The sequence below is a fragment of the Sphingomonas sp. AC411 genome (genome assembly GCF_979253035.1).
On sequence record NZ_CEEDAQ010000001.1, the window covers coordinates 1991683 to 2014115 of the forward strand.

At 61.0% G+C, this 22433-nt stretch carries 31 protein-coding genes, 1 tRNA gene and 1 pseudogene; 9 read left to right on the forward strand and 24 right to left on the reverse strand.

The genetic code is table 11. The features are described from left to right. Positions 1–3: 3 nt before the first annotated feature. The 18 genes and pseudogenes from rplR to rpsJ all read right to left on the reverse strand — a co-directional run bounded on the left by rplR (position 4) and on the right by rpsJ (position 8698). Complete coding sequence (rplR, locus tag AC0IX7_RS10200) at positions 4–360, reverse strand: 50S ribosomal protein L18 (RefSeq protein WP_031393749.1); 357 nt, start codon at positions 358–360, stop codon at positions 4–6. After that, on the reverse strand, positions 360–893 hold the full coding sequence (gene rplF, locus AC0IX7_RS10205) for a 50S ribosomal protein L6 (protein WP_254688666.1): 534 nt from the start codon (positions 891–893) through the stop codon (positions 360–362). Before rplF ends, rplR begins: the two co-directional genes overlap by 1 nt. Further along, the gene (gene rpsH, locus AC0IX7_RS10210) at positions 893–1288 is read right to left on the reverse strand and encodes a 30S ribosomal protein S8 (protein WP_031393751.1); all 396 of its coding nucleotides are present in this window, start codon (positions 1286–1288) and stop codon (positions 893–895) included. Before rpsH ends, rplF begins: the two co-directional genes overlap by 1 nt. 10 nt (positions 1289–1298) lie before the next feature. Further along, entirely contained in the window at positions 1299–1604 is a 306-nt protein-coding gene (gene rpsN / locus AC0IX7_RS10215) for a 30S ribosomal protein S14 (RefSeq protein ID WP_056015537.1), read from the reverse strand. Between the two features lie 118 nt (positions 1605–1722). After that, positions 1723–2288, reverse strand: a pseudogene (gene rplE / locus AC0IX7_RS10220) (50S ribosomal protein L5). Between the two features lie 64 nt (positions 2289–2352). Then, positions 2353–2670 carry a 50S ribosomal protein L24 gene (gene rplX / locus AC0IX7_RS10225; RefSeq protein ID WP_056047623.1) on the reverse strand — a complete coding sequence of 106 codons (318 nt, stop codon included), beginning with the start codon at positions 2668–2670 and terminating at the stop codon, positions 2353–2355. Continuing rightward, positions 2670–3038 carry a 50S ribosomal protein L14 gene (gene rplN / locus AC0IX7_RS10230; protein ID WP_031393755.1) on the reverse strand — a complete coding sequence of 123 codons (369 nt, stop codon included), beginning with the start codon at positions 3036–3038 and terminating at the stop codon, positions 2670–2672. The genes rplX and rplN overlap by 1 nt, the downstream gene beginning before the upstream one ends. A gap of 233 nt (positions 3039–3271) precedes the next feature. After that, a complete protein-coding gene (gene rpsQ, locus AC0IX7_RS10235) occupies positions 3272–3544 on the reverse strand; it encodes a 30S ribosomal protein S17 (RefSeq protein WP_031393756.1) in 273 nt (90 codons plus the stop codon). A gap of 10 nt (positions 3545–3554) precedes the next feature. Next, a complete protein-coding gene (gene rpmC, locus AC0IX7_RS10240; RefSeq protein ID WP_055872644.1) occupies positions 3555–3761 on the reverse strand; it encodes a 50S ribosomal protein L29 in 207 nt (68 codons plus the stop codon). Between the two features lie 4 nt (positions 3762–3765). After that, a complete protein-coding gene (gene rplP / locus AC0IX7_RS10245; protein WP_416365596.1) occupies positions 3766–4152 on the reverse strand; it encodes a 50S ribosomal protein L16 in 387 nt (128 codons plus the stop codon). Positions 4153–4214: 62 nt separating this feature from the next. Further along, positions 4215–4922, reverse strand: coding sequence for a 30S ribosomal protein S3 (gene rpsC, locus AC0IX7_RS10250; RefSeq protein ID WP_055872646.1), 708 nt, complete (start codon positions 4920–4922; stop codon positions 4215–4217). Beyond that, on the reverse strand, positions 4922–5299 hold the full coding sequence (gene rplV, locus AC0IX7_RS10255) for a 50S ribosomal protein L22 (RefSeq protein ID WP_056047621.1): 378 nt from the start codon (positions 5297–5299) through the stop codon (positions 4922–4924). The genes rpsC and rplV overlap by 1 nt, the downstream gene beginning before the upstream one ends. Further along, on the reverse strand, positions 5299–5574 hold the full coding sequence (gene rpsS, locus AC0IX7_RS10260; RefSeq protein WP_031393761.1) for a 30S ribosomal protein S19: 276 nt from the start codon (positions 5572–5574) through the stop codon (positions 5299–5301). Before rpsS ends, rplV begins: the two co-directional genes overlap by 1 nt. A gap of 1 nt (position 5575) precedes the next feature. Beyond that, complete coding sequence (rplB, locus tag AC0IX7_RS10265; RefSeq protein WP_055872649.1) at positions 5576–6415, reverse strand: 50S ribosomal protein L2; 840 nt, start codon at positions 6413–6415, stop codon at positions 5576–5578. Between the two features lie 4 nt (positions 6416–6419). After that, positions 6420–6734, reverse strand: coding sequence for a 50S ribosomal protein L23 (locus tag AC0IX7_RS10270; protein WP_471811726.1), 315 nt, complete (start codon positions 6732–6734; stop codon positions 6420–6422). After that, the gene (rplD, locus tag AC0IX7_RS10275; protein ID WP_056047616.1) at positions 6727–7353 is read right to left on the reverse strand and encodes a 50S ribosomal protein L4; all 627 of its coding nucleotides are present in this window, start codon (positions 7351–7353) and stop codon (positions 6727–6729) included. Before rplD ends, AC0IX7_RS10270 begins: the two co-directional genes overlap by 8 nt. Before the next feature lie 2 nt (positions 7354–7355). Further along, positions 7356–8102, reverse strand: coding sequence for a 50S ribosomal protein L3 (rplC, locus tag AC0IX7_RS10280; RefSeq protein WP_056060507.1), 747 nt, complete (start codon positions 8100–8102; stop codon positions 7356–7358). 287 nt (positions 8103–8389) lie between these two features. Further along, complete coding sequence (gene rpsJ, locus AC0IX7_RS10285) at positions 8390–8698, reverse strand: 30S ribosomal protein S10 (RefSeq protein WP_007406109.1); 309 nt, start codon at positions 8696–8698, stop codon at positions 8390–8392. Between the two features lie 361 nt (positions 8699–9059). On the opposite strand from rpsJ, the gene AC0IX7_RS10290 reads away from it, so the two are divergent. Then, complete coding sequence (locus AC0IX7_RS10290; protein ID WP_471813833.1) at positions 9060–9377, forward strand: endonuclease domain-containing protein; 318 nt, start codon at positions 9060–9062, stop codon at positions 9375–9377. Positions 9378–9784: 407 nt separating this feature from the next. On the opposite strand, the gene AC0IX7_RS10295 is transcribed toward AC0IX7_RS10290, so the two are convergent. From AC0IX7_RS10295 to rpsL, 5 genes are all read right to left on the reverse strand, one after another. Then, a complete protein-coding gene (locus AC0IX7_RS10295; RefSeq protein WP_471811729.1) occupies positions 9785–10360 on the reverse strand; it encodes a hypothetical protein in 576 nt (191 codons plus the stop codon). A 1118-nt stretch (positions 10361–11478) separates the two neighbouring features. Next, positions 11479–12672 (reverse strand): elongation factor Tu, encoded by a 1194-nt coding sequence (gene tuf, locus AC0IX7_RS10300; RefSeq protein ID WP_031393767.1) that lies wholly within the window; start codon positions 12670–12672, stop codon positions 11479–11481. A gap of 214 nt (positions 12673–12886) precedes the next feature. After that, on the reverse strand, positions 12887–14983 hold the full coding sequence (gene fusA / locus AC0IX7_RS10305; protein ID WP_471811731.1) for an elongation factor G: 2097 nt from the start codon (positions 14981–14983) through the stop codon (positions 12887–12889). Between the two features lie 122 nt (positions 14984–15105). After that, complete coding sequence (gene rpsG, locus AC0IX7_RS10310) at positions 15106–15576, reverse strand: 30S ribosomal protein S7 (protein WP_471811733.1); 471 nt, start codon at positions 15574–15576, stop codon at positions 15106–15108. Between the two features lie 49 nt (positions 15577–15625). Then, a complete protein-coding gene (gene rpsL, locus AC0IX7_RS10315) occupies positions 15626–15997 on the reverse strand; it encodes a 30S ribosomal protein S12 (RefSeq protein WP_471811735.1) in 372 nt (123 codons plus the stop codon). A gap of 201 nt (positions 15998–16198) precedes the next feature. Between rpsL and AC0IX7_RS10320 the strand changes: the two genes are divergently transcribed. Then, complete coding sequence (locus AC0IX7_RS10320; protein ID WP_471811737.1) at positions 16199–17236, forward strand: hypothetical protein; 1038 nt, start codon at positions 16199–16201, stop codon at positions 17234–17236. Positions 17237–17287: 51 nt separating this feature from the next. Beyond that, positions 17288–17473, forward strand: a complete 186-nt coding sequence (locus tag AC0IX7_RS10325; RefSeq protein ID WP_471811739.1) for a hypothetical protein — start codon at positions 17288–17290, stop codon at positions 17471–17473. Here the strand turns inward: AC0IX7_RS10325 and AC0IX7_RS10330 are convergent. Next, positions 17463–18482, reverse strand: a complete 1020-nt coding sequence (locus AC0IX7_RS10330; protein ID WP_471811741.1) for an alpha/beta fold hydrolase — start codon at positions 18480–18482, stop codon at positions 17463–17465. The two genes, AC0IX7_RS10325 and AC0IX7_RS10330, sit on opposite strands and share 11 nt — an antisense overlap. Before the next feature lie 145 nt (positions 18483–18627). Here AC0IX7_RS10330 and AC0IX7_RS10335 point away from each other — a divergent pair. From AC0IX7_RS10335 to AC0IX7_RS10360, 6 genes are all read left to right on the forward strand, one after another. Beyond that, a tRNA-Trp gene (locus tag AC0IX7_RS10335) sits at positions 18628–18704 on the forward strand. A gap of 532 nt (positions 18705–19236) precedes the next feature. Next, on the forward strand, positions 19237–19455 hold the full coding sequence (secE, locus tag AC0IX7_RS10340) for a preprotein translocase subunit SecE (protein ID WP_333924229.1): 219 nt from the start codon (positions 19237–19239) through the stop codon (positions 19453–19455). Positions 19456–19468: 13 nt separating this feature from the next. Then, the gene (nusG, locus tag AC0IX7_RS10345) at positions 19469–20005 is read left to right on the forward strand and encodes a transcription termination/antitermination protein NusG (RefSeq protein WP_471811743.1); all 537 of its coding nucleotides are present in this window, start codon (positions 19469–19471) and stop codon (positions 20003–20005) included. 665 nt (positions 20006–20670) lie between these two features. Beyond that, positions 20671–21072, forward strand: coding sequence for an ImmA/IrrE family metallo-endopeptidase (locus AC0IX7_RS10350; RefSeq protein ID WP_471811745.1), 402 nt, complete (start codon positions 20671–20673; stop codon positions 21070–21072). Then, a complete protein-coding gene (locus AC0IX7_RS10355) occupies positions 21072–21200 on the forward strand; it encodes a hypothetical protein (RefSeq protein WP_471811747.1) in 129 nt (42 codons plus the stop codon). The genes AC0IX7_RS10350 and AC0IX7_RS10355 overlap by 1 nt, the downstream gene beginning before the upstream one ends. Positions 21201–21926: 726 nt before the next feature. Then, complete coding sequence (locus tag AC0IX7_RS10360) at positions 21927–22433, forward strand: hypothetical protein (RefSeq protein ID WP_471811749.1); 507 nt, start codon at positions 21927–21929, stop codon at positions 22431–22433.

The following is a 22433-nucleotide window of genomic DNA, read 5'->3' on the forward strand; positions in this document are numbered from 1 at the left end:
GTCTTAGAACTCCAATCCGGCTTCGCGCGCGGCGTCGGCAAGAGCCTTCACGCGACCGTGGTAGAGGAAGCCGCCGCGATCGAACACGACCTGGGTAACGCCCGCTGCCTTGGCAGCCTCGGCGACGCGCTTGCCGACCGAAGTCGCCGCGTCGATGTTGGCGCCGGACGTGCCGCGCACGTCCTTCTCCAGCGTCGAGGCCGATGCGACCGTCGTGCCGGCGGCATCGTCGATCACCTGGGCGTAGATGTGCTTGCCCGAGCGATGCACCGACAACCGCGGACGGGTGCCTGCACGTGCGCGGAGCGCGGTACGATTGCGGCGACGCCGCTTGGCGAAAAGAGAAAGTCCCTTGGTCATTACTTCTTCTTCCCTTCCTTGCGGAAGATGAACTCGCCGTCGTACTTGATACCCTTGCCCTTGTAAGGCTCGGGCTTGCGCCACTGACGAATCTCCGCGGCCAGCTGGCCGACCATCTGCTTGTCCGTGCCCGAAATCTCGATCGTCGTGTTGTCAGGGGTCTTGACGTCGATCCCCTCCGGCACGTCGATGTTGACGTCGTGGCTGTAGCCGAGCTGCAGCTTGAGGTTGCGACCCTGGGCTGCGGCACGATAGCCGACGCCGTTGATCAGCAGCTTCTTGGTGAAGCCCTCCGACACGCCGGTGACCAGGTTCTGCACCATGGTCCGCTGCATGCCCCAGAACGCGCGCGCGCGCTTGGTGTCGTTGGCCGGCTGCACCGAGATGCCGCCGTCTTCGATCGTGTAGCTGATCTCGTCGCGAAGCGGCATCTTGAGGGTGCCCTTGGGGCCCTTCATCGTCAGCTGCTTGTTCTCGATGGTCGGCGTGATGCCTGCCGGTACGGTGACCGGCTTCTTACCAATGCGGCTCATCAGAACACCTCCGCGAGGACTTCGCCGCCGACGTTCTGCTCGCGTGCTTCGGAATCCGAAAGCACGCCGCGGGGCGTCGAGACGATGGTGATGCCGAGGCCGTTACGGACGCGCGGGAGTTCCTGCGAGCCGGAATAGACGCGACGGCCGGGCTTCGAGACGCGTGCGACATGCTTGATCGCAGGCTGGCCCTCGAAATACTTCAGCTCGATGCGAAGGCCGGCCGCGGGGCCCATCTGCTCTTCGCTATAGCCACGGATATAGCCTTCGCGCTGCAGAACGTCGAGCACGCGGACGCGCAGCTTCGACGCCGGCGTGAGGACGGAGTCCTTCTTCGCGCGCTGGCCATTACGGATACGGGTGAGCAAATCACCCAGGGGATCGGTCACTGCCATGATTTAGTCCTTACCAGCTCGACTTCGTGACGCCGGGGATGAGGCCCTTGTTGGCCAGATCGCGCAGCTGAATACGGCAGAGCCGGAACTTGCGGTAATAGGCGCGCGGACGACCGGTCAGCTCGCACCGGTTACGGATGCGGGTCGGGTTCGCGTTGCGCGGCAGTGCCGCCATCTTGAGGCGAGCGATCAGACGCTCACCATCGTCGAGCGTCTTGTCCGCTGCGATCGCCTTCAGTGCCGCGTACTTCGGGGCATACTGCTTGACCATGCGCTTGCGGCGCTCGTTCTTGTTGACTGAACTCAGTTTCGCCATCGACTTAAGTTCTTTCTTTGCTAGCTCCCTTCCCGCTTGCGGGAGGGGTTGGGGAGGGAAGGACCAACGCCTGTTAGGCGCGAGGCCCCTCCGACCCCTCCCGCAAGCGGGAGGGGACTTAGATTGCTGCCTTCTTCTCGTCGGCAGCGTCGTCTTCGATCGGGAACGGGAAACCGAACAGACGAAGAAGCTCGCGAGCCTCGTCGTCGGTCTTTGCGGTCGTCGTCACGATCACATCCATGCCGCGGACCTTGTCGACCCGGTCATAGCTGATTTCTGGGAACACGATCTGCTCCTTGATACCGCAGGCATAGTTGCCGCGGCCATCGAAGCTCTTCGGGTTGAGGCCACGAAAATCGCGGACGCGGGGAAGAGCGATCGTGATGAAACGGTCGAGAAACTCGTACATGCGCTCGCGGCGAAGGGTGACCTTCACGCCGATCGGCATGCCCTCACGCAGCTTGAACTGCGCGATCGACTTCTTGGCCTTCGTCACGACAGGCTTCTGGCCGGCGATCAGCTCCATTTCGGAAGCAGCCTGGTCGACCTTCTTCTTGTCCTGCGTGGCCTCGCCGACGCCCATGTTCAGCACGATCTTGTCGATCCGGGGATCTCCATGACGTTCTTGTAACCGAACTTCTCGGTCATCGCCTTGATGATCGTCTCGTCGTACATCTTCCGCATGCGCGGCGTGTAGGCGACCTCGGTGCCGGCCTTGTCGCCCTGAGTCTCTGGGCCAGTGTTCTGATCAACCATTGATCTTCTCCCCGGTCTTGACGGCGACACGGACCTTCTTGCCGTCCTGCTCCTCGAAGCGGACGCGGGTCGGCTTGCCGTCGGCGGTCACGTGCGCGACCTTCGAAACGTGCATCGGTGCTTCCTTGCGGATCAGGCCACCCTGCGGGTCACCCTGAGTCGGCTTGGTGTGGCGCACGGCGATGTTGACGCCCGATACGACGACCTTGTCGGTCTTCGGCATGGAGACGGTGACTTCACCGGTCTTGCCCTTGTCCTTGCCGGACAGGACGATGACCTTGTCACCCTTCTTGATACGCTGCGACGCCATTACAGCACCTCCGGCGCGAGGCTGATGATCTTCATGTGCTTCTTGCCGCGCAGCTCGCGAACGACTGGGCCGAAGATACGGGTGCCGATCGGCTCCTCGTTCTTGTTGACCAGCACCGCGGCATTGCCGTCGAAGCGGATGACCGTACCGTCTGCACGGCGGATATCCTTGGCGGTACGCACGATCACCGCGCGGTGAACGTCGCCCTTCTTCACACGGCCACGTGGCTGCGCTTCCTTGATGCTGACGACGATGATGTCGCCAACGCCTGCAACACGACGCTTGGAACCCCCAAGCACCTTGATGCACTGCACCCGCTTCGCGCCGCTGTTGTCAGCGACGTCGAGATTGGACTGCATCTGGATCATGGATCCGTATCCCTTCTCTGTCTCTGGGGTCGATACCGACCGAACCCCGCCTAAAAAATCACCCCGCCACGGACGAACCGCAGCGGGGAGGAGCGGCCGCTTAGCCGTTCCCTCGGTGGAACACAAGGTTCCAATGTAAACCGTCATCCTGACGAAAGTCAGGACCCAGAGCCAAAGGCGTTGCACCTGGCAACTCTGGGTCCCGGCGTTCGCCGGGATGACGGGATCTCGGTTCAGCCCTCGGCCGAAGCCCGCTCCGGCGTCGCGTGGGTGTTGACCCGCTCGATCACCTTCCAGGTCTTCAGCTTGGAGATCGGTGCGGTCTCTTCGATCCGAACCGTCTCGCCCTGCTTGAACTCGTTGCTCTCGTCATGAGCATGATACTTCTTCGAGCGACGGATGATCTTCCCGTAGAGCGGGTGCTTCACCTTACGCTCGACGTTCACGACCACCGTCTTGTCGCCCTTGTCGGACACGACCAGACCGGTCAGCACGCGCTTCGGCATGATACGTTCCTTACTTCGCGGCTTCAGCGCTGGTGCGCTGAGCCTGCAGGGTCTTGATGCGAGCGATGTCGCGGCGGACCTCACGAACGCGGCTCGGCTTTTCGAGCTGGTTCGTGGCGGCCTGGAAGCGCAGGTTGAACTGCTCGCGCTTCAGTTCGCCGAGCGACTCCGACAGCTGGTCGTCGCTCTTGGTCTTCATGTCGTCGATACGAGCCATGATCTTACTCGCCTCCCAGATGCGAGGTGTCGCCCAGGCGGGCAACGACCTTTACCTTGATCGGCAGCTTCATGGCCGCCCGCTCGAACGCCTCGGCGGCGATCTTGCCGTCGACGCCGTCGAGCTCGAACAGGATCCGACCGGGCTTGACGCGAGCGGCCCAGTATTCCGGCGCGCCCTTGCCCTTACCCATGCGGACTTCGGCTGGCTTTCCCGAGACCGGAAGGTCTGGGAAAATGCGGATCCACAAACGCCCCTGGCGCTTCATGTGACGCGTGATCGCGCGGCGGGCCGCCTCGATCTGGCGTGCGGTGATCCGGTCGGGTTCCATCGCCTTGAGGCCGTAGGAGCCGAAATTGAGCGAGAAGCCACTCTTGGCGTCGCCCGAAATCTTGCCCTTGAAGGCCTTCCGGAACTTGGTCTTTTTGGTTGCAGCATGTCTGTTCCTGCCCCTTAGCGACGATCGTCGCGCTGCGGCCGCACGCCGGAGGTCTGAGCCTCCATCATGATGCGGTCGTACGACGTCGGATCGTTGCCGAGAATCTCGCCCTTGAAGACCCAGACCTTCACGCCGCACACGCCGTAAGACGTGTGCGCCGTAGCCTCGGCATAATCGATGTTCGCGCGCAGCGTGTGCAACGGAACCCGACCCTCACGATAGCTCTCCGACCGTGCGATCTCGGCGCCGCCAAGACGGCCACCGCAGTTCACCCGGATGCCCTCGGCACCGAGACGCATCGCCGACTGGACCGCACGCTTCATGGCGCGACGGAAGGCGATACGACGCTCGAGCTGATCGGCGATGCCCTGCGCGACGAGACGCGCATCGACTTCCGGCTTGCGGATCTCGACGATGTTCAGCGACACGGTCGACGACGTCATCTTGCCGATGGTCGAACGCAGCTTCTCGATGTCCGCACCCTTCTTGCCGATGATCACGCCAGGGCGTGCAGCGAAGATGGAGATGCGGGCCAGCTTGGCCGGACGCTCGATCACCACCTTGGAGATCGCGGCCTGCGGCAGCGTCTTCATGATGAATGCGCGGATCTTGAGATCCTCGAGCAGGAGCCGACCATAGTCGGCGCCTTCGGCGTACCAGCGGCTATCCCAGGTACGGTTGATCTGCAGACGCAGACCGATGGGGTTGCTCTTCTGACCCATTATGCTTCTTCCTGCTCGCGCACGACGATGCGCAGACGGCTGAATGGCTTGAGGATGCGGGTCGACTTGCCGCGGCCGCGGGTGGCGAAGCGCTTCATCGTGATCGACTTGCCGACCGAAGCCTCGGCGACGACGAGTGCGTCGACGTCGAGGTTATGGTTGTTCTCGGCGTTGGCGATGGCCGAGGCCAGCACCTTGCGCGCTTCGATCGCCATGCCCTTGGTCGAGAAGGCGAGGATGTTCATCGCATCGCCGACCTTCTTGCCACGGATCAGCGCAGCCACGAGGCCGAGCTTCTGCGCGGAACCACGGATCTGCGTACCGACCGAAAGCGCCTCGTTGTCCGCGACCTTGCGCGGGCTGACTTGCTTAGACATCAGCGCTTGCCCTTCTTGTCGGCGGAGTGGCCGGGGAAGTAGCGCGTGGGCGCGAACTCACCGAGCTTCATGCCGACCATGTCCTCGTTCACCGAGACGGGAACGAACTTGCGGCCGTTATACACGTTGAACGTGAGACCCACGAACGACGGCAGGATCGTCGAGCGACGCGACCAAGTCTTGATCGGCGAACGCGCGTTGGTGTCCTGGGCGGTTTCTGCCTTCTTGAGCAGATGAAGGTCCACGAAGGGGCCCTTCCAGACTGAACGAGCCATGTTAGCCCTTCCTCTTCGTCGAATGACGCGACCGGATGATCATCTTGTCGGTCGACTTGTTATGACGCGTGCGCGCACCCTTCGTCGGCTTGCCCCAAGGCGTAACCGGATGACGGCCACCCGAGGTACGGCCTTCACCACCGCCGTGCGGATGGTCGACCGGGTTCTTGGCGACGCCGCGCGTCAGAGGACGGATGCCCATCCAGCGCGAACGGCCTGCCTTGCCCAGGTTCTGGTTCTGGTTGTCGGGGTTCGAGACCGCGCCAACCGTCGCCATGCAATCGCTGCGGATGTAGCGCTGCTCGCCCGAGTTCAGGCGGACCATCACCATGCCCTTGTCGCGACCGACGACCTGCACGTACGTGCCGGCCGAACGGGCGATCTGACCACCCTTCATCGGCTTCATCTCCACGTTGTGGACGATGGTGCCGACCGGCATCTGACCGAGTTCCATGGCATTGCCTGGCTTCACGTCGGTCTTCTTGGCCGCGAGAACCTTGTCGCCGACGGCCAGACGCTGTGGCGCCAGGATATAGGCGAGTTCTTCGTCCGGGTACTTAACCAGGGCGATGAACGCGGTGCGGTTGGGATCATACTCGATCCGCTCGACGGTGCCCTCGACGTCCCACTTGCGACGCTTGAAGTCGATGTAGCGGTACTTCTGCTTGTGACCACCGGCGATGCCGCGCGAGGTCACATGGCCCTTGTTGTTACGGCCGCCGGTCTTGTGCTTACCTTCGGTCAGCGCCTTGACGGGGCGACCCTTCCAGAGCGACGACTTGTCGACCAGGATGAGACCGCGGCGTGCCGGCGATGTCGGATTATAATGCTTGAGTGCCATGGCCTCAGATCCTCGTCGTCACGTCGATGGACTGACCGTCCTTCAACGTCACGATTGCCTTTTTCATGTCCGAGCGCGAGTAGTTCGTGCCCTTCCACTTCTTGGTCTTGCCCTTCTGGACGAGCGTGTTCACGCCGACGACGTTCACGTCGAACAGCGCCTCAACGGCCGCCTTGATCTCGGGCTTCGTGGCGTCGTTCGATACCTTGAACACCACCGCGTTGTGCTCCGACAGAGTCGTCGTCTTCTCGGTGATGTGCGGGGCCAGGATAACGTCGTAATGACGATTATCGATGCCCGCCTTCTGCTTCTTAGCCATGGAAGCGCGCCTCCAGCTTTTCGACAGCGGCGCGCGTCAGCACCAGCGTGTCATGCTTCAGGATGTCGTAAACGTTCGCGCCGGCAGCCGGCATCACGTTCACTTCGTACAGGTTGCCCGCAGCGAATGCGAAGCTGGTGTCGACCATGTCGCCGTCGATGACGAGCGCACGCTTGCCGAAGCCGAGCTTTGCGAGATCGCCCTGCAGCGTCTTGGTCTTGCCACCCTCGACAGCCAGGCTGTCCATGATGACCAGCGAACCCGCCTTGGCGTGGCTGCTGAGCGCCATCCGCAGGCCGAGCGAGCGAACCTTCTTGTTCAGCGACGGGTTGAAGTCACGGACGCGTGCGCCGTGTGCCTTACCACCACCGATGAACACGGGTGCGCGACGATCGCCGTGACGAGCCGTACCGCCGCCCTTCTGGCGACCGAACTTCTTGCCGGTGCGTGCGACGTCTGCGCGCTCACGGGTGCCACGAGCCGTCTCGCGACGCTTCTCGAGCTGCCAGGTGACGACGCGGTGCAGGATGTCGGCGCGCGGATCGAGGCCGAAGACCTCGTCGTTGAGCTCGATGTCCGCTGCGTCAGTGCCGGCGAAAGATGAAACCTTGATCTTCACGCTCAGCCCTCCTGGCCGTCGGCTGCAGGTGCGTCGGTCGTTTCGGCCGGCGTGTCTGCTGCGGTGTTGCTGTTTGCGGTCTTGAGACCGGCGGGGAACGGTGCGTCGGCGTGGCGCGCGACCTTCACCGAGTCCTTGACGAAGAGCCAGCCGCCCTTGGAGCCAGGAACCGAACCCTTGACGAACAGGAGACCACGCTCGACGTCCGTCGATACGATCTCGAGGTTCTGCTGGGTGCGATACTTGTCGCCCATGTGGCCGGCCATCTTCTTGTTCTTGAAGACCTTGCCCGGATCCTGGCGCTGACCGGTCGAACCGAGCGAACGGTGCGAGACCGACACGCCGTGGGTTGCCCGCAGACCGCCGAAGCCCCAACGCTTCATGCCGCCCTGGAAGCCCTTACCCTGGGTCTTGCCCTGGATATCGACGATCTGGCCTGCGACGTAATGGTCGGCCGAGATCTCGGCGCCAACGTCGAGCAGGCCGTCTGCGTTCACACGGAACTCATGGACGACGGCCTTGGGCTCCACTTCGGCCTTGCCGAAATGGCCACGCTGCGGCTTTGCGACATTCTTCGACTTGGCGACACCTGCACCAAGCTGGACGGCAGTGTAGCCGTCACGATCCATTTCGCGAACGGAAACGACCTGATTGCCTTCGAGTGCCAGAACGGTGACCGGCACGTGCCGACCATCTTCCTGGAACAGGCGGGTCATCCCCATCTTCTTCGCGATCACGCCAGTACGCATGATCTTGTCCCTTCCTAGACAGAGGCCCCGTCGGACTATTCCTCGGGGGCTTGCGGACCATGTCCGGAGCGAGCTCCATGATGCGTCCACCTGACCCCATCCCCGGCAAAAGCCCTGAATGGAGTCGGTTCAACCCGGTAAATACGAAACGTGCCCCGTCCCGGGCTGGTGCTCCTGCAAATGCGGAAGCGTGACGGGGGACGCTGCCCCGTCGGTTTTCACCGACGGCGGTATCCCAATGTCGAACGGCGCGGGACCGTTACCGGTCGACCGCGCCGCGCCAGCCCTTAGGCCAGCTTGATCTCTACGTCCACCCCTGCTGCGAGGTCGAGCTTCATGAGCGCATCGACCGTCTGCGGCGTCGGCTGGACGATGTCCAACATACGCTTGTACGTGCGCACCTCGAACTGCTCGCGCGACTTCTTGTCGATGTGCGGGCCGCGGTTCACGGTGAACTTTTCGATGCGCGTCGGAAGGGGAATCGGACCGCGGATGAGCGCGCCGGTGCGGCGTGCGGTGTCGGCGATGTCGCCAGTGGCCTGATCGAGCACACGGTGATCGAACGCCTTCAGACGAATGCGGATATTGCTGTCCATAGTCCCTACCGATGCGAAAGAGCGGGCCCGTTTCCGGGCTCTTGCTGGTTGATGTTTAAACCGAAGGCGGGCCATTACGGGAGAGTCGGCTGAAATGCAACCGGGGGTTGCGGGTTTTCGCCGGTTACGAGCGAGGAATGGGACATCATCGGACGGTGCCCTATCCTCCCCTCCGTCGCCTACGGCGCCACCTCCCCCTGCGGGGGAGGATTGTAGCTGTCGACGCTTCGCCGCTAAGATCACCCCGCTACTGATCCTCCCCCGCAGGGGAGGTGGCGCCGAAGGCGACGGAGGGAGGCAAGCGATGCGGCTCGAAGGATCCCTACCCGCTCGCAGCAACGCCAAGCGCCTGCGAAAACAGATGACCCCGCCCGAGATCGCCCTTTGGCTAGCACTACGAGCTAACGAAGAAGATCTACGCTTCCGAAAGCAACACGCCGCAGGCCCGTACGCCCTGGATTTCTACTGCGCCCCAGCCCGACTCGCAGTCGAAGTCGACGGCGAAGCTCACAACCACGGCAACCGCCCAGAACGAGACGCAACCCGCGACGCCTGGCTAGTCGCCCAAAACATCCAAGTCCTCCGCTACCCAGCCCGAGAAATGCTAGCCAACCTCGACGACGTACTCCGCCAGATCACGTCCGTCGCACTCCAACGCCGAACCACCATCGAGAGCTAATCGCCCCTCCCCTCCGACGCCTCCGGCGCCACCTCCCCAAGCGGGGAGGATCGGGAAGGAAAGCGGACCGTCCGCTTTGGACGAAGCGCGGTAGTTAGCGGGCGTTCGTAGCCGAAAGAGAGCAACTGTCAGAACGCCCATCCCACGCGCCCCCTCGATCTAGGCAACGATCGTTCGCAACTAACCCCCGACCTGCCCAGCCAACCGCCATACCGACAATTAGCGCCAGCAAAATGATGAGCACGATACGGCGGTTCATATCGGCAAGCTGCCGGGTATATGGAGAATGGTCAATGTCCGCTGTGGAAGGAAAGCGGACAGGCCGCTTTAGGAGGCGACATTCCCAAACCGGTTACCAAGCCAGTCCTACAGTCGAAGAAAGCGATACGCGCTCGCCTACTCTGACGTCATGACATCCATGTTGGAGCGACGTGCGCTTCTTGCCAATGACCTGAGCGGTCGCGAACCAACGCTAGCACCCAACCGCCGCCTTGGCCGAACGTGCCGAACTGGCCTCTGGTTACGAGCGCGTGCTGACCGGTTGAATAAAGTGCAGCTAACGAAACGTCTACTATCATAACATCTTGATCTTTCGCGTCGATAGCTTTTGTAACTTCCACTTTACCAAAACGAACTCGACGGTTTTTTAGAAATGTGCGAACTGATAGGCAGTTAACCACCGCACTATAACGCGTATAATCACGATTTTTAAACTCAGACATCATACTTCGGGATGGTGACGCAGTGCCATTACCCTTTGCGTACTGCGTTGGCGACCAGTTATAGATCGAGTTCGATATCTCTGAAGTTTTAGCACCATCCCATCCGGAAAATATCAACGGGGTGTCTACGGCTTCGACCATGCTTTGAACTACAGACAACGAGGCAGCACAAGCCTTCTGCGTTGCGTCAGCCCGTAGCAACGGTAACCGATCGTGCGGTGCCATTGATTGTAAGGTAGCTGCGAGCACATAGCCGAGCATTAACATCTAATCTGCTGTCCTCTTATGCTGCGAAAGTGGCAGCATAAACCGCGACGCTGAATAGCCGCAAGTGGTCGTGTCCGGTCGGGCGCGTGGAACCAATGAGCGGGACTCGAACCCGCCAAACGAACGCCAGTACAGAGCCGCCCACGCCAACCGTGTCGGGGGCCGGCCGCAACTCAGCACCTGAATGAAAGGCGGCAATCAGGAACGTGGATCAAGGTGTTCGATGGCCAATAGTGGGCGTTAGCGGAATGGCCGGATAGGGAAGGAAAGCGGACCGTCCGCTTTGGAGGCCACATCCCAGGAAATCGACCACTGAACGGGTATCCTAGATGCACCAGTATTTTGCATGGCTGGAGCCTTCAGTTCCTGCCGTTTCTGAGCTGATGCGAAATCCGTGAATTGTGCATCACAAACGCCAAGATTGGGGACTGCCAAATAACCCTTAGGTGAAATCAGATCGTTGTTACGGATCGACGATCTTCGAAGGTGTAACTCAGCCCAGCCGCCAGTGCCCCCTCGTTGCGTGTACGGCGTCTTCGCCGCTGAACGCCGTTGGCAGCATGACCGTGGCTTCAGCTTGGCCATTTGGAAGCGTCTTGGGGCCGGACACTGGCAGAGCAGGTCGCAGCGCACCCTGGAGAGAGACAAAGCGCTTCACGTCGACCGTCGAGCCAACAACCGTCAATCGCTTCTGCACCTGCGTAGTTGTGCTAGATTTTTGGCTGCACCCCGACAGGGTTGTGAAAGCGACCGCCGAGGCCAACAAGACATGTTGTAAACGCATCGTCTTCTCTCCCGCACCGTTGAGTGACGTACGGTGGCATAGAAGACAGATGCTCGCAATTGTGCGTCAGTTGACCAGCATCCGCTTCTTCCTCTGATGCAAAAATCTTGATTTTTGCATCACGAGTGACCGATGCGAAATCAACCTGAACGAATGACCCCGTTCGGGAGCCGTGATCTGCAGCCCGAGCGTCCGGCATTGGGCGATAACGGACTACGTTGATCGATCTTGCCGCCAAGCTTTTCGCGCGCGCAAAACAAAAACGAAAAAGCCCGGCCTCTCTTGCGAGAAGCCGGGCTCTTCGATCACCTCCCGAAGGAGAAGATGCTTACTTGTCGATCTGGCTGACGACGCCTGCACCGACGGTACGGCCACCTTCGCGGATCGTGAAACGCTGGCCCACGTCCATGGCGATCGGTGCGATCAGCTTGATGCCGAGCGACACGTTGTCGCCTGGCATGACCATCTCGGTGCCCTCAGGCAGTTCGACGGTGCCGGTCACGTCCGTCGTACGGAAGTAGAACTGCGGGCGGTAGTTGGCGAAGAACGGCGTGTGACGGCCACCCTCTTCCTTCGACAGCACGTACACTTCCGAGTTGAAGTCGGTGTGTGGCTTGATCGTGCCCGGCTTGCAGAGCACCTGGCCACGCTCGACTTCGTCACGTGCAACACCGCGGATCAGTGCGCCGACGTTATCGCCAGCCTGGCCCTGGTCGAGCAGCTTGCGGAACATCTCGACGCCCGTGACCGTGGTCTTGCGGACGGTCGGGTGAATGCCAACGATCTCGACTTCCTCGCCTACCTTGACGATGCCGGTCTCGACGCGGCCGGTGACGACCGTACCACGACCCGAGATCGAGAACACGTCCTCGATCGGCATCATGAACGGCTTGTCGAGCGGACGCTCGGGCTGCGGGATGTAGTCGTCGACAGCCTGCATCAGCTCGGTGACGGCGTCGGCGCCGAGCTTCTGGTTCGAACCCGACAGTGCGCAGGTAGCCGAACCCTTGATGACGGGGATGTCGTCGCCCGGGAAGTCGTACGAGCTGAGCAGCTCGCGGATTTCCATCTCGACCAGCTCGAGGATTTCCTCGTCGTCGACCAGATCGACCTTGTTCATGAACACGACCATGGCAGGCACGCCGACCTGGCGTGCGAGCAGGATGTGCTCACGGGTCTGTGGCATCGGGCCATCCGTCGCCGAAACGACGAGGATCGCGCCGTCCATCTGGGCTGCGCCGGTGATCATGTTCTTCACATAATCGGCGTGGCCCGGGCAATCGACGTGCGCATAGTGACGGTTGGCCGTCTCGTACTCGACGTGTGCGGTCGAGATCGTGATGCCGCGCTCGCGCTCCTCGGGAGCCTTGTCGATGTTGGCGAAGTCGACGGCGGTACCGCCGGTCGTCTCTGCCAGAACCTTCGTGATCGCAGCGGTGAGCGACGTCTTGCCATGATCGACGTGACCGATGGTGCCGATGTTGAGATGCGGCTTGTTCCGCTCAAATTTTGCCTTGGCCATTGTTTCCTACCTTCTGATCTCGTATTCCGGTGCCACCCCGGGAACCGCGCGAACGCGGCCCAATAGCGGCTGTTAAAGCGTTGCGCCAGCCCCTGCTTAGGGAGAGGCCGACGCGGAAGTAAATTCCGCATCGTCGAACTTCGGTCGCTGACCGAAGCCGGCCGGCCTTTCGGCGTCTCCGAGCCAGGAAAACCCGGCTCGGCGCGCCTCGGGCTTACGCCAGCTTAGCCTTCACCTCGTCAGCAACATTCTGCGGCACTTCGTCATAGTGCGAGAACTGCATCGAGTACTGCGCGCGACCCTGCGTGAACGAGCGAAGCGAGTTCACGTAGCCGAACATGTTGGCCAGCGGGACCATTGCCTCGACCGTCTGTGCGTTGCCGCGGCTGTCGGTGCCCTGGATCTGGCCACGACGGCTGTTCATGTCGCCGATGACGTCGCCCAGGTAATCCTCCGGGGTGACGACTTCGACCTTCATGACCGGCTCGAGCAGCGTGATGCCCGACTTCTGTGCGACTTCGCGCATTGCGCCACGAGCACAGATTTCGAACGCCAGCGCCGACGAGTCGACGTCGTGATACGCGCCGTCATACAGCACGATCTCGAAATCGATGATCGGGAAGCCGACCAGCGAACCCGACGCAGCGGTTTCGCGGAAGCCCTTCTCGATCGCCGGCAGATATTCCTTCGGAATGTTGCCGCCCTTGATCTCGTCCTTGAACGTGATGCCCGAACCGCGCTCGCCCGGCGTGACCTTGACCTTCACGCGACCGAACTGGCCGGTACCACCCGACTGCTTCTTGTGCGTGTAGTCGACGTCGACCGGCTTCTTCAGATATTCGCGATACGCGACCTGAGGAGCGCCGACGTTCGCCTCGACCTTGAACTCACGCTTCATGCGATCGACCAGGATCTCGAGATGGAGCTCGCCCATGCCCTTGATGATCGTCTGGCCCGACTCGGGGTCCGACGAAACGCGGAACGAAGGATCTTCACGTGCCAGACGATTAAGCGCGACGCCCATCTTCTCCTGGTCGGCCTTGGTCTTCGGCTCCACCGACAGCTCGATCACGGGCTCGGGGAATTCCATCCGCTCGAGGATGATCGGTGCGTTCATTGCGCAGAGCGTGTCACCGGTCGTGGTGTCCTTGAGACCCGCGAGAGCGACGATGTCGCCAGCGAAAGCCTCCTGGATGTCCTCACGACTGTTCGCATGCATAAGGAGCATGCGACCGACCTTTTCCTTCTTGTCCTTGACCGAGTTGGTGACCTGCGATGCGGTCTCCAGCTTGCCCGAATAGATGCGGGCGAAGGTCAGCGTACCGACGAACGGATCGTTCATGATCTTGAACGCGAGTGCCGAGAACGGAACCTCGTCCGACGAAGGACGCTCGTCCGGCGTCACGCCGTCGAGCTTCAGACCCTGGATCGCGGGAACGTCGAGCGGCGAAGGCAGATAGTCGACCACGGCGTCGAGCAAAGGCTGCACGCCCTTGTTCTTGAACGCCGAGCCGCAAACGACCGGGACGAACGCCATGCTCAGCGTACCCTTGCGGATCAGCGCCTTGAGGTCGGCGACGCTCGGCTCGTTACCCTCGAGATACGCCTCCATGAGGGCATCGTCCTGCTCGACGGCCATCTCGATCAGCTCGCTGCGATACTTCGCAGCCTTGTCGGCCATGTCCTCGGGGATCTCGGCATATTCGAACTTCGCGCCCAGGCTCTCTTCGAGCCAGATAATCGCGCGGTTCTCGACGAGGTCGACGAGGCCCTTGAAGCCGCCTTCCATGCCGATCGGAAGATACAGCACGGCCGGGCGCGCGCCGAGGCGCTCGATGATCGAGTTGACGCAGAAGTAGAAATCGGCGCCGGTCCGGTCGAGCTTGTTGATGAAGCACATGCGCGGCACGCCGTACTTGTCGGCCTGACGCCACACGGTCTCGGACTGCGGCTCGACGCCGGCAACGCCGTCGAAGCATGCGACCGCACCGTCGAGCACGCGGAGCGAACGCTCGACTTCGATCGTGAAGTCGACGTGGCCGGGCGTATCGATGATGTTGATAAGGTGCTCTTCGCCCTTACCTTCTTCGGCGCGCCACTTGCAGGTGGTCGCAGCCGACGTGATCGTGATCCCGCGCTCCTGCTCCTGCTCCATCCAATCCATCGTCGCGGTGCCTTCGTGCACTTCGCCGATCTTGTAGGACTTGCCGGTGTAATAGAGGATGCGCTCGGTCGTCGTCGTCTTGCCGGCGTCGATGTGCGCCATGATGCCGATGTTACGGTAACGGTCGAGCGGATGGCTGCGGGCCATGATCGTGCTTCCTTAAGGATATGGGGAGCCGAACGTGCCGGCTCCCCATATATAGGTGTTTGCGTTACAGGCGAAAGACCGCCCGTGACGCGGTTACCAATGCTAGTCTTCGAAGCCCGCTTTTACCAGCGGTAGTGCGAGAATGCACGGTTGGCTTCCGCCATCCGGTGCGTATCTTCACGCTTCTTCACCGCGTTGCCACGGTTGTTGGCGGCGTCCATCAGCTCGCCCGACAGCCGTGCGGCCATCGTGTTCTCGCTGCGCGAACGCGCCGCACCGATCAGCCAGCGGATCGCCAGCGCCTGCGCACGCTCGGGACGCACTTCCACGGGAACCTGGTAGGTTGCACCACCGACGCGACGCGAACGGACTTCGATGCCCGGCTTCACGTTGTTCAGCGCATCGTGGAAAACGCCGATCGGGCCGCGCTTGGCGCGCTGCTCGACGGTTTCGAATGCACCGTACACGATCAGCTCTGCGACGGACTTCTTGCCGTCCAGCATGACGCTGTTCATGAACTTCGACAGAACCTCATCCCCGAACTTGGGATCAGGCAGAATGACCCGCTTTTCGGGACGACGACGACGTGCCATTTTATATTCCTTCTAAACTTCAGCCTTGGTGATCAGATACCTGATCGGCTTACTTCGGACGCTTGGCGCCGTACTTGGAACGCGACTGACGCCGGTCCTTCACACCCTGTGTATCGAGCACGCCGCGCAGGACGTGATAGCGGACACCGGGAAGATCGCGGACACGACCGCCACGGATCAGGACAACCGAATGCTCCTGAAGATTGTGGCCCTCGCCCGGGATGTAGCTGATGACTTCGCGCTGATTGGTCAGGCGAACCTTGGCCACCTTGCGCAGAGCCGAGTTCGGCTTCTTCGGGGTCGTCGTGTAGACGCGCGTGCAAACGCCACGCTTCTGCGGATCCGCTTCCATCGCAGGGACCTTCGACTTGGCCTTCTGCGGATCGCGGCCCTTGCGGACCAGCTGGTTGATCGTCGGCATTGAAGCCTTCACCTTTCAAGTGGTTACTTTGCTGGAGCCATGAGGCGCCTGAGAATACAAAAGGACCATAGGAGCGCGGAGCGCCCTCAGGCCCTGGAATGCATCCAGCAATGTTCAAGCATGCCCGGCGGGAAAGACTCCCGAAGAACAGGGCGCGCCTATAGGTCAGGACGGGGTCGGGGTCAACGGGGCGGAATCGGTTTGGTCGCGCAAGCCCTGGAGTTAACCGGGCCGAAACCGTCGCCGCCATATGCGCTGCCTATGCACCTGTCTCGAACATCGTGGCAACTGCCTCCGGTTGCGCTCACACTAGCGATTGCGGCGCTGGCGCACGCCGCGCTTTGGTCGTTTCGGGCCGAGGACGTGGATACCTTCCTGATCCCGTGGTTCGATCACATTCGTTCGACGGGCGTCATCGACGCGTTCGCGACGCCCTTCAGCAACTATACGCCGCCATATCTATACCTGCTGGCACTGGTCACCCCGCTTGGTGTCGTGCTGCCAGGTCTCACGGTACTGAAGCTCCTATCGATGCTGGGCACCGTCTCGCTCGCGGGCGCCTTGTGGCGCCTCTTCAGCGCGCTCGATGCACCATCGCCCCAGCGCGCCGCAGCGCTGACCCTGAGCCTGCCGTCGACCCTGCTCAACGCCCCTTTACTCGCACAGTGCGACGCGATGTGGGCTGCCGCTTGCGTGATGGCGTTGGCGATGGCCGTCGAGCGCCGCCATGCGTCGATGCTCACCTGGCTTGGCCTGGCGATCGCGTTCAAATTGCAGGCCGCATTCTTCGGGCCGTTCGCCGTCGCACTACTCTTGAACCGGCGTGTCGGCATGCATCTATGGCTCATCGCCCCCGCCACCGCGTTCGCAACTTTACTACCGGCTTGGGCGGCGGGCTGGCCGATCGCCGACCTGCTGACGATCTACGTTCGCCAAACAGGCCATTTCGATCTGCTTTCGCTGAACGCGCCAAATCCTTGGATCATCGTGCAGGCCCTGCCCGTCCTTCAGGACCTCCCCTTACAGGGATACGCCATGGCGATCGCGATCGGCGGAAGTGTCGCGTACATCGCGTGGCTAGCCTCACGCCGAATCGGGCCGGAACTCATTCTGCCCGCGGCGTTGTTGGCGCCATTGCTCCTGGTCGGCACATTGCCGCGCATGCACGAGCGTTATTTCTTCCTCGCCGATATTCTCGCCTTTGCACTCGCGGTGACGATGCGAAATCGGGCGGGGTAGTCGATCGCTGCTCTCGTACAGGCTGGCTCGAGCCTGGCGATCCTCGGCTATGTGTTCGACACGCAGGCGCTGTCGATGCTCGGCGCCGTCGCCATGATCGTCGCGACCTACCGGACGGCAAAGCTTGCAACCCGATCAATAGACAACCGAACCGCGGAAACATCCTCGCCCATTCCCTGCGAGGCCATCGCCCGTACCGCCACGACTGGCGGCGAGGCCCTCAGCGCTAGCGCCTGACCGACGGCGTCGCGATAGCCGTTAGCAGCGCTCTCTCGAAACGTGCGGGATCCTCGACTTGCGGCGAGTGGCCCAGACCTTCGAGCATGACGAGGTTCGCATTCGGCATCTGCTTCACCGCACGCGGTGCGACCGCCGGGATCGCTTCAAGGGACTTGCGTAGGTTCGCCGGCGCCTGCGCGCGGCCGAAGGCGGTTTTGTCGAGCGTACCGATGATCAGGGTGGTCGACGGGGTGATCCGGTAGAGTTCGTGCGCGACCGGCTGAGTCTTGATCATCTCGCTGGTCTTGGCCTGCGCCAGCGCGACCGTATCGCGCCCTGCCCCCTGATACATACCGGCCTGCATCCAAACCCAACGATCGTAGGCGGGCCTCCACACCCCATGGTAATAATTCTCGAGCTGATACGCCTTGATCGACGCGTAGCTCGTCTTCTTCTCGTTCGCCCAGAGCGTATCGACGTCGGTGTAGGGCACGCCCTCCTCGCCGCGATCCTTGAGGCCGAGCGGATTGACGAGGACGAGCTTCTCGACCGAGGCCGGGTAGAGAATGGCGTAGCGCATCGCGAGCATGCCGCCCATCGAGTGCCCGACGATCGTCGCCCGCGTGATGCCGCGCGATTCGAGCAGTCGCTTGGTGAACGTCGCCAGCATCTCGAAACTATACTGCGCCGCGCGTGGCTTGGACGATTTGCAGAAGCCGATCTGGTCGGGGACGATGACGCGGTAGCCGGTGTCGATCAGCGCCTGCGCGGTGCGGCCCCAGGTCGCGCCGCAGAAATTCTTGCCGTGGAGCAGGACGACGGTGCGGCCATTGGGACGCTGTGGCGCGATGTCCATGAACGCCACCTGCGCAGGACTGCCGACGATATCGACCTCCATCGTCTGGACCGGCCACGGGTAGGTGAAGCGTTCGAGCTGCGGCCCGAGATCGGGTACCTGCGGAACCGGCGCCGCCCCCATGAGAAGCGCCGCGACCGGCATCGCCAGCATCATCAATCCCGCCTGCATACGATTACGCTTTCCTACATCCCACGATACGGCGTACGGTTAACGGGCAAACACGACCGTGTGCAACGCATCATCCTCATGGTGACGAATTGCACGCGAGACGCTTGCCCTTCGCGAAAACGCTGGGTAAGGGGCGCGTCCGTGTAGGAGTGTAGCTCAGTTGGTTAGAGCGTCGGTCTCCAAAACCGAAGGCCCTCGGTTCGAATCCGAGCACTCCTGCCACCCCTTTAAATTCAAATTTTGAAGCGCACCGTTTCCGACGGTGCATTCGCACGTCCATCACGATTGCAGAAAGTGCATTTCGTAATGCATTTTTCGCAATTGCTCTATCCGGTGCTGCGATGCACAACGATCAGGCCTTTCAGGCATCCTCTCCTAAAAACTTTCATGGCCGGTCTCGTACCGGCCTTTTTTCGTCCGCGTTCGGCGTACACCGGCCATGCCGTCGTCAAGCCGAACGATAAACAGAAACCGTGGGAGCGGAGCCGCCGGTCAAACCGGCACCGGCAAGACGATCGTGCGGGGGATCGAGTGACCCAAGCGCTCTCCCCCGCCACTTCTTGGCCGACGCGCCACTTCTCCGGCCATCGCCCTCCTCTCTTCCGGCACGTGCCCTGCCCCTCTCCTGCCGCGCACTTGCTTTCACCTGTGACGGCAGCTATCTGCCGCGCTTCCGACAGCGAGGACGGACCTGCCGTCGCGGCCCTTCACAGGGAGCGGCTAGTGGGTTTATGCCTCGCATCTCAGTTTCTCAATCAGCGGGTTCGAAGAACATCGTGGCGAAGACGTCCCCCTCGAATTCATCCAGCAGGTCCGCAACGAGACCGCGAAGGTCACGTGGCCGACGCGTCGCGAGACGGTCATGACCGGCGTGATGGTGGTGATCATGACGACGATCCTCGCGCTGTTCTTCCTGGGCGTCGACTCGATCCTGCAAGCGATCGTCTCCGCCCTCCTCAAACTCGCTCAGTAAGCAAGGTTCCGTCATGGCGCGCTGGTACATCATTCACGCCTATTCGGGCTTCGAGGGCAAGGTCCGCGACTCGATCATGGCCGAGGCGACCCGGATGGGTCTCGAACAGCTCGTCGAGCAGATCGAAGTCCCGACCGAAACCACGACGGAAGCCCGTCGCGGCAAGAAGATCGCGGTCGAGCGCAAGTTCATGCCGGGCTATGTGCTCGCCAAGCTGAACATGAACGACGACGTGTATCACCTGGTGAAGAACACGCCGAAGGTGACGGGCTTCCTCGGCAGCATGGGCAAGCCGCAGGCGATCAGCGAGGCGGAAGCCACGCGGATGCTCAACAGCAAGGAAGAAGCCGCCGCGGCGCCCAAGCAGAAGATCAAGGTCGACTACGAGATCGGCGATCAGGTCAAGGTCCTCGACGGCCCGTTCGCGACCTTCAACGGCCTGGTCGAAGAACTCGACTTCGACCGCAGCCGCGTCAAGGTGTCGGTGTCGATCTTCGGTCGTGCGACACCTGTGGAGCTCGAGTTCGAGCAGGTCGAACGCAGCAAGTAGGCCAAGCCGCACGCGATCAGCCACAGGCTGATCGCGAGACGGCGCCAGCCCGGCCGGCGGGCCACCGGCCCGGCCGACGACGCGGGATTTACTCCCGCGTCGCTTTTTGCGTGACCTTACGCAGCGCGCGCGCCAACACCCCTCGTGTTCCGTCATTCTGACGAAAGTCAGGATCCAGAATTACGCTGGTGTGCTCGGCTCTGGGTCCCGACTTTCGTTAGGATGACGGAAAGAGACGAACGGTTTGCACCCGACAAATCCTTTTGGATTTTGACGACACCCAGCATGCAGAACCACTTGCCTCAAAACTACTCACTGTTCCGCCGACCACAGGACCCTGGGCACTCGGCTTTGGCGTTATGAAGGGGCAAGCGAAGCAAGCGCTTTTGATAGAAACGCCCAGTGTTGGCCATCCAGCCGAGCCTCCAGCATATCCGGAACCGGTCGCCTGTTCATTGCTCAGCCAAGGCCGATCAAACGGGGCGATTATACCTAACGGTTTGAGCGACACGCTTAGGCAGGCTCACCAGAAGCGGTCGAGCAGTTGCTGGCGAGCGATAGCGAAACGCAACGCTCTACGTACTTGCCTGGAACAAGCAGGGAACATACGTGTTGCACAGCGCGTGTCGTTGTGTTAGCGCGCTATGTAACTTGACGGGGACAAAATGACATATTCGCCGGCTGTCGAATCTCGCCTGTCGAAACCTCAAGTGCATAAATTTGCCGAGTCGATTGCCCAGCAACTCAGCTTCACGGCAGGCGATGACATTCATGCTCTCATCGAGAGGATGGGTGGAGTTGTCCAGATTGAAGACACGCTACTTACTGACCCGGAACACACCGGCAGTCTATACGTCGAAGGCCCATCCAAATTTAGGATTGTAGTCCCTTCGCACACCAGCCCGGAACGCGATCGGTTTACGGTTGCACACGAACTTGGCCATTATGTGCTTCACTATCTCTGGGCTAAGAAAAGAACCCGGCCCTCCCAGATCGGGTTGTCGCTTTCCGCCGTGGATCAGAACGCATTGAGTGGGAGGCAAATTGGTTCGCTGCGGCATTCCTAATGCCCGAAGCTTCGTTCCGTTCGGTGTATGCCGAGAAGGGCGGTGACATTAGATCGGTCGCCGATAACTTCCTCGTTTCTACCGCTGCGGCTGAAGTTCGCGCCAAGGGATTGGGGCTAATTAGTTGACGGTTCCGGTATGTCCGCCGTTTCTCGAGCTCCGTTTGCGCTTGTTTCTCAGCGCGGACATTGTGGGTTCAACATCACTAAAACAGACTCGCGGCCGCCCAGGGGGTCTGAGGACGACTGGAAAAGCGGTCCGGTTTGGTTTTCGGCCATCCAAGGTTTTCTACTTCGAAGCCGCTCAGGCATTTCTTCAGCAATGGGCAGATCGCAAAGCGAAGAGCGAGCTTCCAGTAGAGCTATACGGGAATGAGCCTGAGTTTTGGAAGTCGATCGGCGACGAAGTTTTATTTGTAAAGGAACTGGGCGACCACCGCCAGATCGCTACTACGCTCACGTGTTGGTTCCAAGCTGTCGACCGAATGCGAACCTTCCTTAAGGGGAGAGCTCATCCCTTGATGTTAAATGTACCGCTTGGGTAGCAGGATTTCCTTACCGCAATCGAGAAGTAGTAATCGGCAGATATCCGAGTGCCGCAAGTGAGCGCGTTGAGAACTATTACCAAGCCAGCGGCAACCTCCTCAACTCGATCTACACGGACAAAGACAGTACTGGTCTATCGGTGGACTATATTGGTCCCTCAATTGACACTGGCTTCCGCCTGACGGGTTTTTCATCGAGCCGTAAAATGGTGGTGAGTGTCGACGTTGCATACCTTATCTCGATGACGAGCTTCGACGGAGAAGTCAGCAGAATCGACTTGAACTACGATGGATCGCACACCCTAAAGGGGTGATCGGTGGCGCGTCTTACCCAGTTTTCTGGATCAACATGAGTGGCAGTCACTCGCTCGCAGTCAAAGAAGATAAGCTGCGAGCGCAAACTATTGTAAACCGTGAGGATATCAGGGAGTATTGCGACGCGTTCTATAAGGAGTATGCCAGCTTTACCTTCCGACCGTTCATCAAAGGCGACGTCGGCCAAACGTTGGCCAAGATGCCAACGTGGTATGAAAATTACCACGCTCTGCTCGTCAAAAACTTTAACCTGCCAGACAATGAGTATGACACCGAGGCGCCAGAACAAGACTTGCCCGGCGCAGACGCAGAGCAGGTAGTCGATCAAGAAGACTTCGACGAACTACTCGTTGATATTGCTCTAGCCGATGATGCAGACCGCCCCTCTTCCTTCGGTGCGGGCGACGCCGTGCATCATCACAAGTTTGGCGACGGAACTGTAACGGAGTTGACGGAAATAAGCTTGATGTCTTTTTCAGGGATGCAGGCGACAAGCGTGTAA